Origin of the sequence: Gemmatimonas aurantiaca T-27, from assembly GCF_000010305.1 — a bacterium.
Classification (GTDB): Bacteria; Gemmatimonadota; Gemmatimonadetes; order Gemmatimonadales; family Gemmatimonadaceae; genus Gemmatimonas; species Gemmatimonas aurantiaca.
In genome coordinates this window covers 3,809,033-3,823,978 of sequence record NC_012489.1, presented here as the reverse complement: position 1 = coordinate 3,823,978, position 14,946 = coordinate 3,809,033, and the positions used below count along the sequence as shown (strand labels likewise).

Genomic DNA, 14,946 nt, shown 5'->3' with positions numbered 1-14,946 from the left:
GCGCTCATGACGAGTTTGCCCGCCGGATCTTCAGGGGCCGCGTCGCCGCAGGCCGCCACCGTGTTGGCGGGGTACCGTCGGCAGATACGCCAGCGGCTTGCGCTGCTGGTGCTGCTCACGGTGGCCATTGTGGTGGCCCTGATTGCCGATGTGCTGACGGGCCCTTCGGATCTGGGGGCGGCCGAAGTGCTGGGAAGCTTGTTCGGCGACGGCCCGATGGATGAGACATCGCTGATGATCATCAAGGAAGTCCGTCTCCCCGGGGCCGTCATGGCCTTGTTGGTGGGCATGGGGCTTTCGTTGGCCGGCGCCGAGTTGCAGACGACGCTGCGCAATCCGCTGGCCAGTCCATTTACGCTGGGCCTGTCTTCGGCGGCCATCCTGGGGGCGGCGCTGGCGATCGTGTTGGGAGTGCGCATCCCCGGCGTGCCGGATCATTGGGTGATTTCGTCCAACGCCTTCGTGTTTGCATTCGGCTCGGTGCTGTTGCTGCAGGCGGCCGTTCGTCGAAAGGGGTCGTCCACCGAATTGCTGGTACTGCTCGGCACCGCCCTGTTTTTCACGTTCAATGCGCTGGTGGCCATTCTGCAGTTCATCGCCGGCGAGCAGGCGTTGCAACAGCTCGTCTTCTGGACGATGGGTAGCCTGGGGCGTGCGTCGTGGCCCCGCGTGCAGCTCGTCGCCATCGTGGTGGCCTGTGTGTTGCCTTTCACGTTTCGTGCGTCGTGGCAGCTCAACGCGCTGCGGTTGGGTGAAGAACGGGCGCACAGCTTTGGCGTGAACGTCGCGCAACTGCGGCGCGCGTCGCTGTTGCGGGTGAGTTTGCTCACGGCCACCGCCGTCGCGTTTGTGGGCACGATTCCGTTTGTCGGACTCGCGGGTCCTCATATCGCCCGCATGCTGGTGAGTGAAGACCATCGGTTCTTCCTGCCGGCCAGTGCGTTGAGTGGGGCGTTGGTGGTGTCGTTGGCGTCGGTGGTGAGCAAGATAATCGTGCCCGGTGCGATCCTGCCGATCGGCTTGGTGACGGCGCTGATCGGTGTGCCTTTTTACGTGGTGCTGATCTTCGGCACGCGAGGAGGCACACGCGGATGAGCGCACCACGCGATCGTTCGGCTGGTCCACTGGAGATCCGCGGGCTCACGGCGGGCTATCGCCATCGTCCCGTGTTGCACGACCTCACGCTGCCGTTGCTGCATGCCGGCCAGCACATCGCGCTGGTGGGGCCCAATGGTGCGGGCAAGTCCACGTTGCTGCGCGTGCTCGCCGGTTTGGTGGAAGGGCGCGGTTCGGTGCGCTTCGACGGGTTCGATCTGTTGCGGGTGTCGGCCATGCAGCGTGCCCAGCGCGTGGCCTTCATGCCACAATCGCTGCCGCAGGACGTGACGCTCTCCGTGCTCGATGGTCTGCTGGGCGCGCTCAAGGCGTCGCCGATGTCGCCGCCAGTGGAGACCATGGAAGATGCGCAGCAGCGGGGCATTGCCGTACTGGAGCGCATCGGGATCGCGCACCTGGCCTTGCAGCCGTTGCAGCACCTTTCGGGGGGTGAGCGGCAACTGGCGGGATTGGCACAGGCCATTGTGCGTGAGCCGGCGATGCTGCTGCTGGACGAACCCACGAGTGCGCTGGATCTGCGGCACCAGGTGACCGTGATGTCGCTCGCCCGGGCACTGGCGCATGAAGGGCGGTTGGTGATTTCGGTGCTGCACGATCTGACACTGGCGGCTCGCTGGGCCGATCAGCTCATCGTGCTCGATGGCGGTCGTGTGCAGGCCATGGGCGCACCGACGGCGGCGCTCACGTCCACGTTGTTGTCGCGCATCTACGGTGTGGACGCGCGCGTGGAACCGTGTTCGTTCGGGTATCCGCAGGTCATTGTCGACGGCACGCGGGATCGTGTTGGCGAGGGTGATGCGCGGTGAGTGATCGTGCGGCGCTCGACCCGACGATGTCCGGGGCCGGTTCACCTCGTGTGAGCGCGGTCATGGGCGCGGTCGTGGGTCCGGTCGTGATGGCCGACGCAGAAACCTGGGAGCTCGAGAGCGCCCATGGTGTGCGCTATCGGTTGCGAGTGGCCTGGCCCGTGCAACCGGCTCCGCCGAGCGGTTACCCCGTGATCTATCAGCTCGATGGCGATGCGACGTTCGCGACCACGGTGGAGTCGATGCGTACGCGTGCCCACCGAGCCGATGCCACGGGGGTGATGCCGGCGATCGTGGTGGGCGTGTCGTATGCCGACGACGGGGCCGAACACACCGCCGTGAGTGCCGACGATCGGCGTCGGCACCGACAGATGTTGCGTGCGGAGGACTTCACGCCGGCACTGGGTGCGTCGCGTTTTCGGACGTTCCTGGCATCGGTGGTACAGCCGGCCATCGCCTCGGCCTTTCCGGTGAATGCCGCACGCTCCACACTGATCGGTCACTCGCTGGGCGGTCTGTTTGTGCTCGACACGCTGCTGGAAGCCTTGGGCCGTGGAACGTCACCCGAAGGGGCGCCGCCCTATCAGGCGTACGTGGCCATCAGCCCGTCCATCTGGCGAGGTGGAGACACTTTGTGGCAGGCCGTTGCGGCGCTGTCGACATCGCGTCCGGTGTTGCATCCGCAGGTGCTGATCACGGTGGGTGAATACGAGCAGGCGCTGGCGCCCTGGCAGCATGGGCAGAACAATGCCGACGACATTCTGGAGCGCCGCCGCGCGCGTCGCATGGTCGACCAGGCACGCGAGTTCACCGATCGCCTGAACGAGGTCGCGCCGGCGCTCGATGCGCGATGCCGTGTGTTCGCCGGTGAGGATCATGCCTCAGTGGTGTTGCCCAGCATGAGCGAGGCATTGCGCCTGGTGGGGACGGTCCGATGACGGCGCCGGCATCGGGGCTGCTGCTCGATGTGACCCCACTGCGCACGAGCCGGGATTTCCGGCTGCTGTTTGCCGCACGCACGATCTCCATCGTGTCGATCGGGGTGATCAGTGTGGCGGTTGGGTGGCAGGTGTTCGAGATCACCGGTTCGTCGTGGCACGTGGGGTTGGTGAATCTGTGCCTCGCCGTGCCGATGACGATGGGGCTGATGGTCGGCGGCGTGATGGCCGATCGGTTCGATCGTCGTCGGCTCATCGTGAGTTCGCGCAGCGTGTACGTGCTGGTGGCGGCGCTGTTTCTGATCAACACGCTGCTGCCACAACCGCAGTTGTGGATCATCTATCTCGCGTCGACCATTGCCGGAGCGATCAACGGCATCAGTGCGCCGGCGCTGATGGCGGCGATGCCCTCGCTGGTGCAGCGCGCGCAACTGGCCGCGGCCGGTGCATTGATCACGGTGTCCAGTCAGGCCGGTGCGATGCTGGGGCCCTCGCTCGCCGGCATCACGATCGGTGCGTGGGGACTCACGGCCTGTTATGTGATCGTCGCGGTGGGGGCCATTCTCACGCCGCTGCTGCTGTCGCGCATGCAGCCATTGCCGGCCGGCCCCGGTGTGCCATTGGGCCCGATCGCTGCGGCGCGGGAATCGTGGCACTTCACACGCACCCATCATGTGGTGGGTGCCCTGTTGTTGCTGGAGATTCCGGTGGCGTTGTTTGCGTCGCCGGGCTCGCTGTTTCCCGAGCTGGCGTCGTCGCGGTTTGCCGGGGCGTCGCTGCCGTGGAGCAGTCGGCTGATGGATGGTGCCATCGTGGCCGGTTGGCTCTACTCAGCGCCAGCCGCAGGTGCCTTTCTCTCGTCGCTGCTCAGCGGATGGACCGGTCGCACGCGGGATGCCGGTGCGATGCTGGTGTTGACGACGGTGTTGTGGGCCGTCGGCACGATCGGACTCGGTGTGGCATCCACCGCACTGGCCGCCGTGATCGCCCTGACGGTGGCCGGCGCCGGCCGCGCGCTCTCGGAGATTCTTCGCCGCGCGTTGTTGCAGTCACACACGCCCGATGGCTTGCAAGGGCGTGTGGGCAGCCTGTGGCTGATCCAGGCGGTGGTGTTGCCGTCGCTGGGCATGGCACTCGCTGGCGCCGCCGCTCAATGGCTGCCGCCGCATCGGGTGGTGACCGTCAGTGGATGTCTCGCGCTGATCGGCACGGTGGTCATCGTGCTCGCGTTTCCCGCCCTGCGCCGCGAGGGACAACCCTCGTGACCGGCCACGTTTTGTTCGCTTCCTTCCCATCGTTTCTGTGAGGCACTCCGTGATCCGTTCGTTCTTGCCGCTGCTCCTGGCGACCATCGGGCAGGGTATCTCCGCTGGTGTGAACACCGTGCAGGCGCAGGCCGCGCCGCGTGGTACCGCGCGTGCCACCGCGGCGGTGGCGCAGGGACCGGTGCAGTTCACCGATATCTCCGGACGCCGCATCTCGCTGGCCAAGCCGGCGTCGCGTGTGTTGATCGATGATGGCCGTTTCCTGATGGCCATGGCGCTCATCGACCCCGATCCGGTGCGCACACTCGTGGCGTGGCCCAAGGATATCAATCGTATCGGGGTGCGCACCCACGAACAGTTCCGGGCGAAGTTTCCGCGCCTCGATTCACTGACCGCGATTGCCAGTTCGGCGGCGACCTATTCGCAGGAACAGGTCCTGCGCGTGCGTCCCGAGGTGGCTGTGTTCTCGATGGGGCAGGGCCCTTCCACGGAGCAGGTCGAGCAACTCCAGCGGGCCGGTATCGAAGTGGTGTTCATCGACTTTTTTGTGCACCCGCTCGAGAACACCGACCCCAGCCTGCTGATGCTGGGTCAGCTCGTAGGACGTCGTGCGGCCGCGCAGGCGTTCGTGGATTTCCGCAAGCAGCACATGCGTGTCATCTCGGAGCGTCTACGGAAGGCTGGTGCACGCACGCGCCCGAAGGTGTTCGTGGAAGTGCACGCCGGCATCTCCGAGGAGTGCTGTCATGCCCCGGGCAAGGGCAACATCGGTGACTACATCACCTTCGTGGGTGGCCACAACATCGCGGCCGATGTGCTGCCCGGTACCACGGGCAAGCTGAACATCGAATACGTGCTGTCGCAGAACGCGCCCGTGTACATCGAGACGGGTGGACCGCACCTCGAGAAGGCCGGTGGCCTGGTGTTGGGCCCGGGCTTCACGCCCGAGCAGGCCCGTACCGCGTTGCAGAAGATGACGGCGCGTCAGGGGATCTCGTCGTTGGCCGCCGTGAAGAGTGGACGGACGTATGGCATTGCCCATCAGCTCCTCAACTCGCCGCTCGATATTCTCGCCGTGGAGTCCATGGCGCGGTGGATCGATCCCGTGCTGTTCAAGGACATCGATCCGGCGAAGACGCTGACCGAAATCAACACGAAGTACCTCGCTGTCCCGATCGAAGGCCCGCAGTGGGTGAGCCTCCGGTGACGGCACTGCCGTTCCTGCTGTCGTCGGGACCCGAGACCTTCATGGCATCGGGTGTCGTCGAGCGGGTGCGCTTCGCCCGCGGCGCCGGTTTGCCGGCGGCCGTGGCGGCGTGCTTTGCGGGAACACAGGCGGAAGATCCACACGGCGTTCTGGTGGGCGCGATTCCGTTCGATCGCGCGCGGACGCTGGAGTTGCTGCGCCCCGAACGGGTCACGCGCAGTGCCACGTGGGAAGCGGCATGGGCAGCCCATGGTGGCAGCGCGCCTCAGTCGTCCGATGACGCGCAGCACGGAGCGTTTGTGCCCGGTGTCTGGCATGTCGTGCCACAGCCCACGCGTGCGCAGTATGAAGCGGCCGTTGCCCGGGCCACCGCGCACATGGTGGACGACGCAGAGGCCGCCGCTGCTGATCCGCTGCGCAAGGTGGTGTTGTCGCGCAGCCTGCAGCTCAATTCCACGGCACCGATCGATATCCGGCGTCTGCTGGCGCGGCTTCGACTCGATCCGAGTGTGACCACCTTTGCGACGCCGTTGCCCGCGACGCCAGATGGCGCAGCCCGCTCGTTGGTGGGCGCGACACCGGAGCTGTTGGTGGCGAAGTCGGGGCGCACGGTATCGTCACATCCATTGGCCGGATCCACGCGGCGTCGACTGGTTGCCGCAGACGATCGGGCTGCGGCCGAAGCGTTGCTGCGATCGGACAAGGACCAGCGTGAGCACGCGGCCGTGGTGGAAGCCATCGCCGATGTACTGTCACCGTATTGCTCCTCACTCGATTTTGCGCGTTCGCCTGCGCTCGTTTCCACGGCCACCATGTGGCATCTGGGCACGCGCATCACGGGGCAGTTGCGCGATGATGCCGTTTCGTCGCTGGAGCTGCTCGATGTGGTGCATCCCACGCCTGCCGTGTGTGGTGTGCCGCAGCCACGGGCTCAGTCGCTGATCACGGAGCTCGAGGGATTCGACCGCGACTACTTCACCGGCGCGGTGGGGTGGTGTGATGCCCGCGGAGACGGACGTTGGATGGTGACGATCCGTTGCGCGGAGATTGCGGGCACGCGAGCGCGACTCTATGCCGGTGCCGGTATCGTCATCGGTTCCGATCCGGCTGGCGAAGGCGCGGAGACATCGGCCAAGTTCGAAACGATGCTACGTGCGCTCAGTGCCCAGGAGGTTCTTGCCCGCGCCCATCGTCCTGTGGCCGCTCCGGCGGGAGAACCCCAACATGCCTGAGAGGCCCGTTATGCCGACATCGGTGCCTGGAGTGCCCACGCAGGAATGGCCGGTCGCCGATGCGACCCGGTATCGCGACGCGGGCTACTGGCAGGGCGAGTCCATCGGCGCCTGGTTGCGCGCGCGCGCCGCGCAGCATGCTGAGCGCACCGCCGTTGTGGGCGGCAGCACCCGATGGAGCTACGCGCGTCTCGATCAGGAAGCGGACCGCGTGGCGGCGGGCTTTTTAGCGCGTGGTGTGCAACCGGGGGAACGGGTGGTGGTGCAGTTGCCCAATGTCCCCGAGTTCCTGGCAGTGATGCTTGGGCTCATTCGGGCGGGTATCGTGCCCGTATTTGCCCTGCCGGCCCATCGTCAGACCGAGATCGACAACATCGCCACGGTGTCCGGTGCGGTGGCGTATGTCATTCCGGCGGTACATGAGAAGTTCGACTATCGCACGCTGGGGCGATCGCTGCGGGCTTCGCATGCGACCGTGCGCCACGTGGTCGTTGCCGGCGTCGTGGAGCAGGACGATCCGGATCTCGAGTCGCTGGACGCGTTCCGTGGCGACGATCTGTCGTTGCTGATCGATCCGCCGTCCTCGTCGGTGGCGTTCCTGCAATTGTCGGGTGGAAGCACAGGACTGTCGAAATTGATCCCTCGCACCCACGACGACTATCTGTACAGCGTACGGGAGAGCGCGACGATCTGCGGTCTCTCACCGGCGTCGGTGTATCTGGTCGTGCTGCCGGTGGCGCACAATTTTCCGATGAGTTCACCCGGGTTTCTCGGCGCATTGGACGCTGGCGCCTGCATTGTGCTCAGTCCATCGCCGGCACCCGACGTGGCCTTTGCATTGATCGAACAGGAACGGGTGACCATCGCTGCTGCCGTGCCACCCATCGCATTGATGTGGCTGGAGGCCAAGGCGATCACATCGGCAGACCTGTCGAGCCTCGAAGTGTTGCAGGTGGGAGGGGCGAAGCTGACGCCGGCGATTGCGGCACGGGTCACGCCGACGCTCGGCGCCACGTTGCAGCAGGTGTTCGGCATGGCAGAGGGATTGGTGAACTACACTCGTCTCGACGACGATGTCGACACCATCTGCAACACACAGGGGCGCCCCATCAGTGCGGACGATGAACTGCGCATCGTGGACGATGATGATGTACCGGTCGCACCGGGTGCCATCGGTCACCTGCAGACCCGTGGCCCCTATACCATCCGCGGTTACTACCAGAATGCCGCGGCCAATGCGCGCTCCTTCACCGATGACGGCTTCTATCGCACCGGTGATCTCGTGAGCCGTACGGCTGCCGGGTATCTCGTGGTGCATGGCCGAGCCACCGATCAGATCAATCGGGGAGGCGAGAAGGTGTCTCCCGAGGAAGTGGAAGATCACCTCGTGGCGCACCCGGCCGTCCTCGATGCCGTGGTGGTATCGGTGCCCGACGACTATCTCGGCGAGCGATCCTGCGCGTTCGTGATCCCACGCGCCGAACGCGTGCCCCCGCCGGTGCTCAAGTCGTGGATCCGCAATCGGGGGCTGGCCGCGTACAAGGTGCCTGATCAAATCGTGTTCGTGGACGCGTTCCCGTCCACCGGTGTCGGCAAGACCAGTCGCAAGGATCTGCGTGGTGCGCTGCGCGCACTCGCGGCAGAGCAGGCCACGGCCGCCGCAGCACCTGTTTCCACTCCTGATTCTCGCGTGTCATGAGTAATGCTCCAAGCAGTGCCAAGCTGCCTCGCATCGGCTCGTATGTGATGCCTACCGCCGACGAGTTGCCGCCGGTGGTGGCGCCGTGGCGTGTCCAGACGGATCGCGTCGCGTTGCTCATCCACGATATGCAGCAGTACTTCGTGGATGCCTTTGCGTCGGGTGAGGCGCCTGTCGAGGCGGTGGTCGCCAATATCGCGCGGTTGCGTGATGCCTGTGATGCGCAGGGAGTGCCCGTGTTCTACACGGCGCAACATGCGGCTCAGGATCAGCGCGACCGCGGCCTGCAGGCAAAGTTCTGGGGAACGGGCATGGCGACGGCCGAGCAGGCGGCCATCATCCCGGCGTTGCGGCCCGGCGCCGGGCATCATGTGCTCACCAAGTGGCGGTACAGTGCCTTTCAGCGCACGCCACTCGAAGAAATGCTGCGCGCGCGTGGTCGGTCACAGTTGATCGTTTGTGGCGTGTATGGGCACATCGGATGCCTGCTGTCGGCAGCCGACGCCTTCATGCGGGATATCGAGCCGTTCCTGGTTTCCGATGCCATTGGCGATTTTTCCCGTGCGCACCACGATCAGGCCATCACCTACGCGGCGTCACGCTGCGCGGTGGTGCAGGACACCACGCAGATTGTTGCAGCGCTCTCGGGAACGGAGGTGACCACGTCATGACGGCCATCACGTTCAATGGGATGCGCCAGGCCGTGGCGGACATCCTCCGAGAAGAAGTCTCGCAGATCGGCGACGAGGACAATCTCGTCGACTGGGGGCTCGACTCCATTCGCCTGATGGCGCTGACGCTACAGTGGCAACGCGCGGGTCTTCAGGTCGACTTCGCGCAGCTCGCGGAGCGGCCGCAGCTTTCGTACTGGTGGGGACTGCTCGCGTCTGCGGGTGGTGCGGAGCATGACGGCTGATATCGCCGACGGCGACATGGCCGGCGATGTGGCTGGAGCGGTGACGCTGACCGAAGCCCAGGAAGGCATCTGGTACGCTTCGCAGGCCGATCCTACGCATCCAGGCTACAACACCGCACATGCCGTTGAGCTGCGCGGCGCGCTCGACGTGCCGCGCTTTGCCCGTGCCATCGAGCGCGCATTGGCGGAAGCGCCTGGGTTGCAGGTGCAGATCATCGATACGCTCGATGGTCCGCGTCAGGTGATGCACGCGCAGGTCCCGGTGCTGGACGTGGTGGACCTTGCGTCGCAGGCCGACCCACACGCGGTGGCGATGATGGCCATCCGCGCGGACATGGACCGCGCCCGCGCGCTCGATCGGGACGCGCTGGTGGTGCAGCGTCTGTATGTGCTCGGGCCCGCGCATTGGCTGTGGTACCAAGGGGTGCACCACATCCTGATCGACGGGTACGGCACACTGCTGTTGATGCGGCGCATCAGCGAGTGGTATGACAGAGGCGACGACGAACCCACCGGCATGACCATGGGGCGGATTGTCGATGTCCAGGCCGACGATGCCCGATACCGTGCCGGCGCTCTGCGGGAACGCGATCGCCGGTATTGGCACGAGCAGTTCGTGCGACTGCCGGAGATCACGTCGCTGTCCGCGTCGCGCGCCCCAGCCGCTCGGGCCGCACACATGGCCTCTGCCGCGCTGCCGGCCACGGTCATCGAGGCCGTGCAGGCCGTGGCCGAGGAAGCGGAAGTGCCATGGCCCGATGTGCTGGTGACGTTGGTCGCCGCGTATCTCACGCGTCACACCGGCAGTGAAGAAATCGTCATCGGCGTTCCCTATATGGGTCGCCTCGGCACGCCCGCCGCGCGCGTGCCAACGATGACGATGAACGTGCTGCCCATGCGCCTGGTGATCGATGAATCCCAGGAGATGCGCGCACTGGTGGCCGACGTATCGGATCGACTGCGCATGGCCCGCAAACATGGCCGGTATCGCAGTGAACAGTTGCGCCGCGACTTGCACCTGATTGGTGGTGATCGACACGTGCACGGTCCGATCGTCAATGTGTTGCCATTTGAAGAAGCGGTGACGCTGCGTGGTGTGCAGAGCAACCACCTGGTGCTCGGCACCGGACCGGTCGATGATCTGGCCATCGCCGTGCGTGGTGGAGCGCCGAGTCGTGATGTGCCGGGTACGGTCGCACGCCTCGAATTCGAGGCCAACCCGGATCGGTATTCGGTGGCCGAGGTGGACGCGCATCTGACGCGGCTCTCCACGTTCCTGCAGCGCGCCGTGCAGGCCCACACACTCGCTTCGGTCCCCACACTGACCGACACCGAGCATCAGCAGTGGGTGCACACGGTGAACGATACGGCGCATGTCGTGCCGTCCGTCACGCTGATCGACCTCATCGACGATGCCATGCGGCGCGCGCCGGATGCGCCAGCATTGCGGGCCGATGGTCGCACCGTCACCTATGCGCAGCTCGACACGCTGGTCACTGCGGCTGCCGTGTCCCTGGCGTCCGCCGGTGTGCAGCGGGGCGATGTCGTGGCATTGGCGATTCCGCGCTCACTCGACTTGTCGGTGGTGATGTTGGCGGTACTGCGGGTCGGCGCTGCCTACATGCCGATCGAATCGGACCAGCCGATCGAACGCGTGGATGTGATGATGCGCGAGGCCAAGCCGCGGTTGCTGGTGGCCAGTGCGGCCTTCGCGTCGACACTTCCTGATGCGCTGCCACAGTTGCAGGTGCAGGACGGTGTGATAGCCGTGCCCTCTGCACAGGCGCGTGCCGATGCACGACCGGAGCGGCCGGGGTGCTCCGACGCCGCCTACGTGATCTTCACGTCGGGATCCACCGGCGTTCCGAAAGGTGTGGTGGTGGAACACGCGGCCATCGTGAATCGCCTCGAATGGATGCGTACGCACTACGGCATCGGTGCGACGGATCGCATTCTGCAGAAGACACCGGTGACCTTCGATGTGTCGGTCTGGGAGCTGTTCCTGCCCTTTATGGCAGGCGCAACCTTGGTCATGGCGCCTCCGGCGTCGCACCGTGACCCGGCGTGGCTGGCGCGTGTGATCGATGACGAAGGCATCACTGTCACGCACTTCGTGCCGTCGATGCTGTCGGCCTTTCTGGCTGAACAGGAAGGTGCGCCGCGACCGGTATCGTCGCTGCGTCAGGTGTTCTGCAGTGGGGAGGCCCTCACGGCGGAGCAACGGGATCGTTTCCATGGGTTGTATGCGGCCGAACTGCACAATCTGTACGGTCCCACGGAAGCGGCGGTGGATGTCACCTACTGGCCCGCCAGTCGAGACGATCGCAGTGATCCGGTGCCCATCGGTTTCCCTGTGTGGAACACCGCGATGTATGTGCTCGATGCGCGCCTGCGGCCGGTGCCGCCGGGTGTGGCGGGCGATCTCTACATCGCCGGTGTGCAGCTCGCGCGCGGCTATCTCAATCGCCCGGAGTTCACGGCCGAACGCTTCATTGCAGATCCGTTTGTGTCGGGCGCACGGATGTACCTGACGGGCGACAAGGCCATGTGGCGTGCCGATGGAGCCCTGACCTATCTCGGCCGATCCGACCACCAGGTGAAGATCCGCGGCGTACGCATCGAACCGGGCGAGATCGAATCGGCGATCATGAGCATCGGCGGATACGCGCAGGCCCATGTGGTACCACGCGTCATGCCCGATGGTGAGACACGATTGGTGGCGTACGTGATGCCGGCCATCGGTGCGAACTCGCCCGATGCGGACGGACTGCGTGCGTTGCTGCAGACGCGACTGCCCGAAGCCATGGTGCCGTCGTATGTCATGGCAGTGGACACAGTGCCACTGACATCGAGTGGCAAGCTCGATCGCAAGGCATTGCCGATGCCTGAACACATCGTGGGGGCTGGACGTTCGTTGTCCACCGCGACGGAACACCAGGTGGCGGCGTTGTTTGCCGAGCTGCTGCAGCTCGATGTCACCACGCTGCATGCCGACGACGACTTCTTTCTTCTGGGTGGGCACTCGCTGCTGGCCGCCCGCGTGATGGTGCGGCTGCGTGCAGAGCGACAGCTTTCGGCTGGTATCGGCGCGCTCTTCGCCAATCCCACGGTGTCGCGTTTTGCCCGTTATCTCGATGAGGCGCTGCCATTGCGCGCCCACGAGCGTGCGCAGGCCGAAGGCTTGGGGACGGTGGTGTTGCTCGCCGATGGCGTGCGGGATGGCGTGGCGCCGCACCACGCGCCGCTCTTCTGCATTCATCCGGCGGGTGGCATCTCGTGGTGTTACGCCGCCCTGGGTCGGGTCATGATGCAACCGCGTGCGGTGTATGGTCTGCAGGCGGACCTGCTCGGAGGTGCGCAGCCATCCACACTGCGCGACATGGCATCGACCTATGTGCAGCGCGTGCGCGAGATCCAGCCGGCCGGTCCGTACCACCTCGCCGGGTGGTCGGTGGGGGGGATCATCGCTCAGGAGATGGCTGTGCAATTGCAGGAAGCCGGTGCTGCCGTGGGTGTCGTGGCACTGCTCGATGCGTATCCCGCCGACCACTGGCGCCTTGCGCCGCCCCCGGCTGACGGCGCCGCTCTCGATGCGCTGCTGCTCATCGCCGGGATCGATCCGGCGTCGTTCGCGCAGGCTGATCGGAATCTCGAAAGCGTGATCTGTCTGCTCCGACACACCGGCCATCCGCTGGGCACACTGTCCGACGACACCCTGGCCGGCGTTCTGCGTGTGGTGGAGTCGAACAACCGCCTGGTGCGCGGGCATGTGCAGCGCCGTTTCGACGGTACGCTCCTGCACCTGCGCGCTGCGCTCGATCACGGAGACGGTTCGTATCTGGCGACGGAGTGGGAGCCGTACGCCCAGACGATCGACGCTCATGATATCCCTTCGTTGCATGCACACATGACAAGCCCTGAACATGCGCCCCGCATTGCGGCACTTATGCACGCCGGGCTGCAACCCCTCACGGTGGTGGTCCAATGACCCATCCCGGTCTGGTCGGTGGCGTCGCGATCGTGAGTGGTGCAGCGGGTGGCATCGGGTCCGAGGTGGTGTCGGCGCTCCTGCACGCCGGAGCGCGCGTGGTGGCGTTCGATCAGCAGATCCCAACGCGGACCGACGCGGATGACTCGCGCTATCGTGCCTTCGCGGTGGATGTGTCGCAGTCGGCTGCGGTGGAAGCGCTGGTCGCACAGACCATCGCTGAATGGGGACCGGTGAGGTTCGGCGTGAACGTGGCTGGTGTGTTGCATACGGCATCCGTGGTGGATACCGACGACACCCAATGGGATCGACTGTTTGCCGTCAACACCACCGGCGTGTTCAACCTGTCGCGCGCCTTGGCGCGGCACATGATGACCGAGCGCCAGGGCAGTATAGTCACGGTGGCCTCGAACGCCGGCGGTGTCCCGCGCCAGGGCATGGCCGCCTATGGAGCGTCCAAGGCGGCCGCTTCCCTTTTCACCCGCAGTCTCGGCCTCGAGCTCGCGCCCTTTGGCGTGCGATGCAATGTGGTGTCGCCGGGTTCGACGAGAACCCCCATGTTGGAGGCGATGTTGGCCGAACATGGTATGGACAGTGTGATCGCGGGGTCACCCGCCCAATTCAAGATCGGCATCCCACTCGCGAAACTCGCCGAGCCGCGTGATGTCGCTGACGCAGTGTTGTTCCTGCTGTCTGATCGTGCCGGACATATCACGATGAACGAGCTTTTTGTCGATGGCGGAGCATCATTGCATGGTTGATGCACTACCGACTCCCCACGCACTGCGGGATGCGGTGCCGCTGTCGGATGCAACCCAGGGCACGGTGGAGCGCGCCCGTGCGGATATTCGCGAGATTCTGCACGGAGCCGATCGCCGCTGGTTGGTGGTGGTGGGGCCTTGCTCGGTGCACGATGTGGACGCGGCGCGTGAGTACGCCGCGCAGTTGCACGCGCTGCAGCAGGAGGTCTCGTCCTCCCTGCTACTGGTGATGCGTGTGTACGTGGAAAAGCCGCGTACGCGACTCGGATGGACCGGTCTGTTGCATGATCCGGGGCTCGATGGCAGTGGTCGGGTGAACGACGGACTGCGCATTGCCCGAGCGTTGTTCGAAGAGATCAACGCCATGGGGTTGCCAGTGGCCACCGAATTTGTGGACCCGGTCGTGGCCGACTACCTGCAAGATCTGGTGGCGTGGAGTGCCATCGGCGCTCGCACGGTGGAGAGCCCGCTGCACCGCCAGATGGCGTCTGGGCTGGCGTGCCCGGTGGGGTTCAAGAACAGCACCAGCGGCGATGTCACGGCCGCGATCAACGGGATGATCTCGGCCGGTGCCACCCATCGGGTGTTGACGATCGACGATGATGGGCGTGCCGCGGTGCGTCAGACACCCGGCAACCCGGACACGCACCTGATCCTGCGAGGTGGAACGCGACCGAATGCGGATCGGCATTCGGTGCATGTCGCAAGCGCAGCGGTGGCCCGGGAGCGGCTCGTGCCGCGTGTCATGATCGACTGTGGGCACGGCAACGCCGGGCCGTCCGGTGCGCAGACGGTGGTGCTCGAGGACATCATCCGACGGGTACAAGGACGCAATGAGGACATGACCCATGTGCTGGGCATCATGCTCGAGAGTCATCTCGAGGAGGGGCGTCAGCTCTTCGTGCCTGGTGTGCCGATGCGTCCTGGTCAGAGCATCACGGATGCCTGTGTCAGTCTCGAAGACACGCGCCGGCTGCTGCGGGAGCTGGCGCGCGCCCTCGGGTAGTCGGTGTCGCGC

General features: G+C 65.6%; 12 protein-coding genes. All 12 read left to right on the top strand.

Going from position 1 to position 14,946, the window contains the following annotated elements:
* Nucleotides 1-6: 6 nt before the first annotated feature.
* The 12 genes from GAU_RS16480 to GAU_RS16425 are packed head-to-tail and all read left to right on the top strand — an operon-like array spanning nt 7 to nt 14,934.
* Nucleotides 7-1,095 (top strand): FecCD family ABC transporter permease, encoded by a 1,089-nt coding sequence (locus GAU_RS16480; RefSeq protein ID WP_015895038.1) that lies wholly within the window; start codon nt 7-9, stop codon nt 1,093-1,095.
* Nucleotides 1,092-1,922 (top strand): ABC transporter ATP-binding protein, encoded by an 831-nt coding sequence (locus GAU_RS16475; protein WP_015895037.1) that lies wholly within the window; start codon nt 1,092-1,094, stop codon nt 1,920-1,922. Before GAU_RS16480 ends, GAU_RS16475 begins: the two co-directional genes overlap by 4 nt.
* Entirely contained in the window at nt 1,919-2,860 is a 942-nt protein-coding gene (locus GAU_RS16470; protein WP_041265625.1) for an alpha/beta hydrolase, read from the top strand. The genes GAU_RS16475 and GAU_RS16470 overlap by 4 nt, the downstream gene beginning before the upstream one ends.
* Entirely contained in the window at nt 2,857-4,125 is a 1,269-nt protein-coding gene (entS, locus tag GAU_RS16465) for an enterobactin transporter EntS (RefSeq protein WP_015895035.1), read from the top strand. The genes GAU_RS16470 and entS overlap by 4 nt, the downstream gene beginning before the upstream one ends.
* 49 nt (nt 4,126-4,174) lie before the next feature.
* Nucleotides 4,175-5,332 carry an ABC transporter substrate-binding protein gene (locus GAU_RS16460; RefSeq protein ID WP_015895034.1) on the top strand — a complete coding sequence of 386 codons (1,158 nt, stop codon included), beginning with the start codon at nt 4,175-4,177 and terminating at the stop codon, nt 5,330-5,332.
* Nucleotides 5,329-6,564, top strand: coding sequence for an isochorismate synthase (locus GAU_RS16455; RefSeq protein ID WP_015895033.1), 1,236 nt, complete (start codon nt 5,329-5,331; stop codon nt 6,562-6,564). The genes GAU_RS16460 and GAU_RS16455 overlap by 4 nt, the downstream gene beginning before the upstream one ends.
* Nucleotides 6,565-6,574: 10 nt before the next feature.
* Nucleotides 6,575-8,263 carry a (2,3-dihydroxybenzoyl)adenylate synthase gene (locus tag GAU_RS16450; RefSeq protein WP_041265624.1) on the top strand — a complete coding sequence of 563 codons (1,689 nt, stop codon included), beginning with the start codon at nt 6,575-6,577 and terminating at the stop codon, nt 8,261-8,263.
* Entirely contained in the window at nt 8,260-8,934 is a 675-nt protein-coding gene (locus GAU_RS16445; protein ID WP_015895031.1) for an isochorismatase family protein, read from the top strand. Before GAU_RS16450 ends, GAU_RS16445 begins: the two co-directional genes overlap by 4 nt.
* On the top strand, nt 8,931-9,179 hold the full coding sequence (locus tag GAU_RS16440; RefSeq protein WP_015895030.1) for a phosphopantetheine-binding protein: 249 nt from the start codon (nt 8,931-8,933) through the stop codon (nt 9,177-9,179). The genes GAU_RS16445 and GAU_RS16440 overlap by 4 nt, the downstream gene beginning before the upstream one ends.
* Nucleotides 9,169-13,167 (top strand): enterobactin synthase subunit F, encoded by a 3,999-nt coding sequence (locus tag GAU_RS16435; protein WP_197526003.1) that lies wholly within the window; start codon nt 9,169-9,171, stop codon nt 13,165-13,167. Before GAU_RS16440 ends, GAU_RS16435 begins: the two co-directional genes overlap by 11 nt.
* The gene (locus tag GAU_RS16430) at nt 13,164-13,928 is read left to right on the top strand and encodes a 2,3-dihydro-2,3-dihydroxybenzoate dehydrogenase (protein ID WP_015895028.1); all 765 of its coding nucleotides are present in this window, start codon (nt 13,164-13,166) and stop codon (nt 13,926-13,928) included. Before GAU_RS16435 ends, GAU_RS16430 begins: the two co-directional genes overlap by 4 nt.
* Nucleotides 13,921-14,934: a 3-deoxy-7-phosphoheptulonate synthase gene (locus GAU_RS16425; RefSeq protein WP_015895027.1), complete on the top strand. Its 1,014-nt coding sequence runs from the start codon at nt 13,921-13,923 to the stop codon at nt 14,932-14,934. The genes GAU_RS16430 and GAU_RS16425 overlap by 8 nt, the downstream gene beginning before the upstream one ends.
* Nucleotides 14,935-14,946 lie beyond the last annotated feature (12 nt).

Excerpts from the sequence above, each read along its gene's own strand:
- GAU_RS16480 (WP_015895038.1), top strand. The coding sequence starts at position 7 with ATGACGAGTTTGCCCGCCGGATCTTCAGGGGCCGCGTCGCCGCAGGCC.
- GAU_RS16475 (WP_015895037.1), top strand. The coding sequence starts at position 1,092 with ATGAGCGCACCACGCGATCGTTCGGCTGGTCCACTGGAGATCCGCGGG.
- entS (WP_015895035.1), top strand. The coding sequence starts at position 2,857 with ATGACGGCGCCGGCATCGGGGCTGCTGCTCGATGTGACCCCACTGCGC.
- GAU_RS16450 (WP_041265624.1), top strand. The coding sequence starts at position 6,575 with ATGCCGACATCGGTGCCTGGAGTGCCCACGCAGGAATGGCCGGTCGCC.
- GAU_RS16445 (WP_015895031.1), top strand. The coding sequence starts at position 8,260 with ATGAGTAATGCTCCAAGCAGTGCCAAGCTGCCTCGCATCGGCTCGTAT.
- GAU_RS16440 (WP_015895030.1), top strand. The coding sequence starts at position 8,931 with ATGACGGCCATCACGTTCAATGGGATGCGCCAGGCCGTGGCGGACATC.
- GAU_RS16435 (WP_197526003.1), top strand. The coding sequence starts at position 9,169 with ATGACGGCTGATATCGCCGACGGCGACATGGCCGGCGATGTGGCTGGA.
- GAU_RS16430 (WP_015895028.1), top strand. The coding sequence starts at position 13,164 with ATGACCCATCCCGGTCTGGTCGGTGGCGTCGCGATCGTGAGTGGTGCA.
- GAU_RS16425 (WP_015895027.1), top strand. The coding sequence starts at position 13,921 with ATGGTTGATGCACTACCGACTCCCCACGCACTGCGGGATGCGGTGCCG.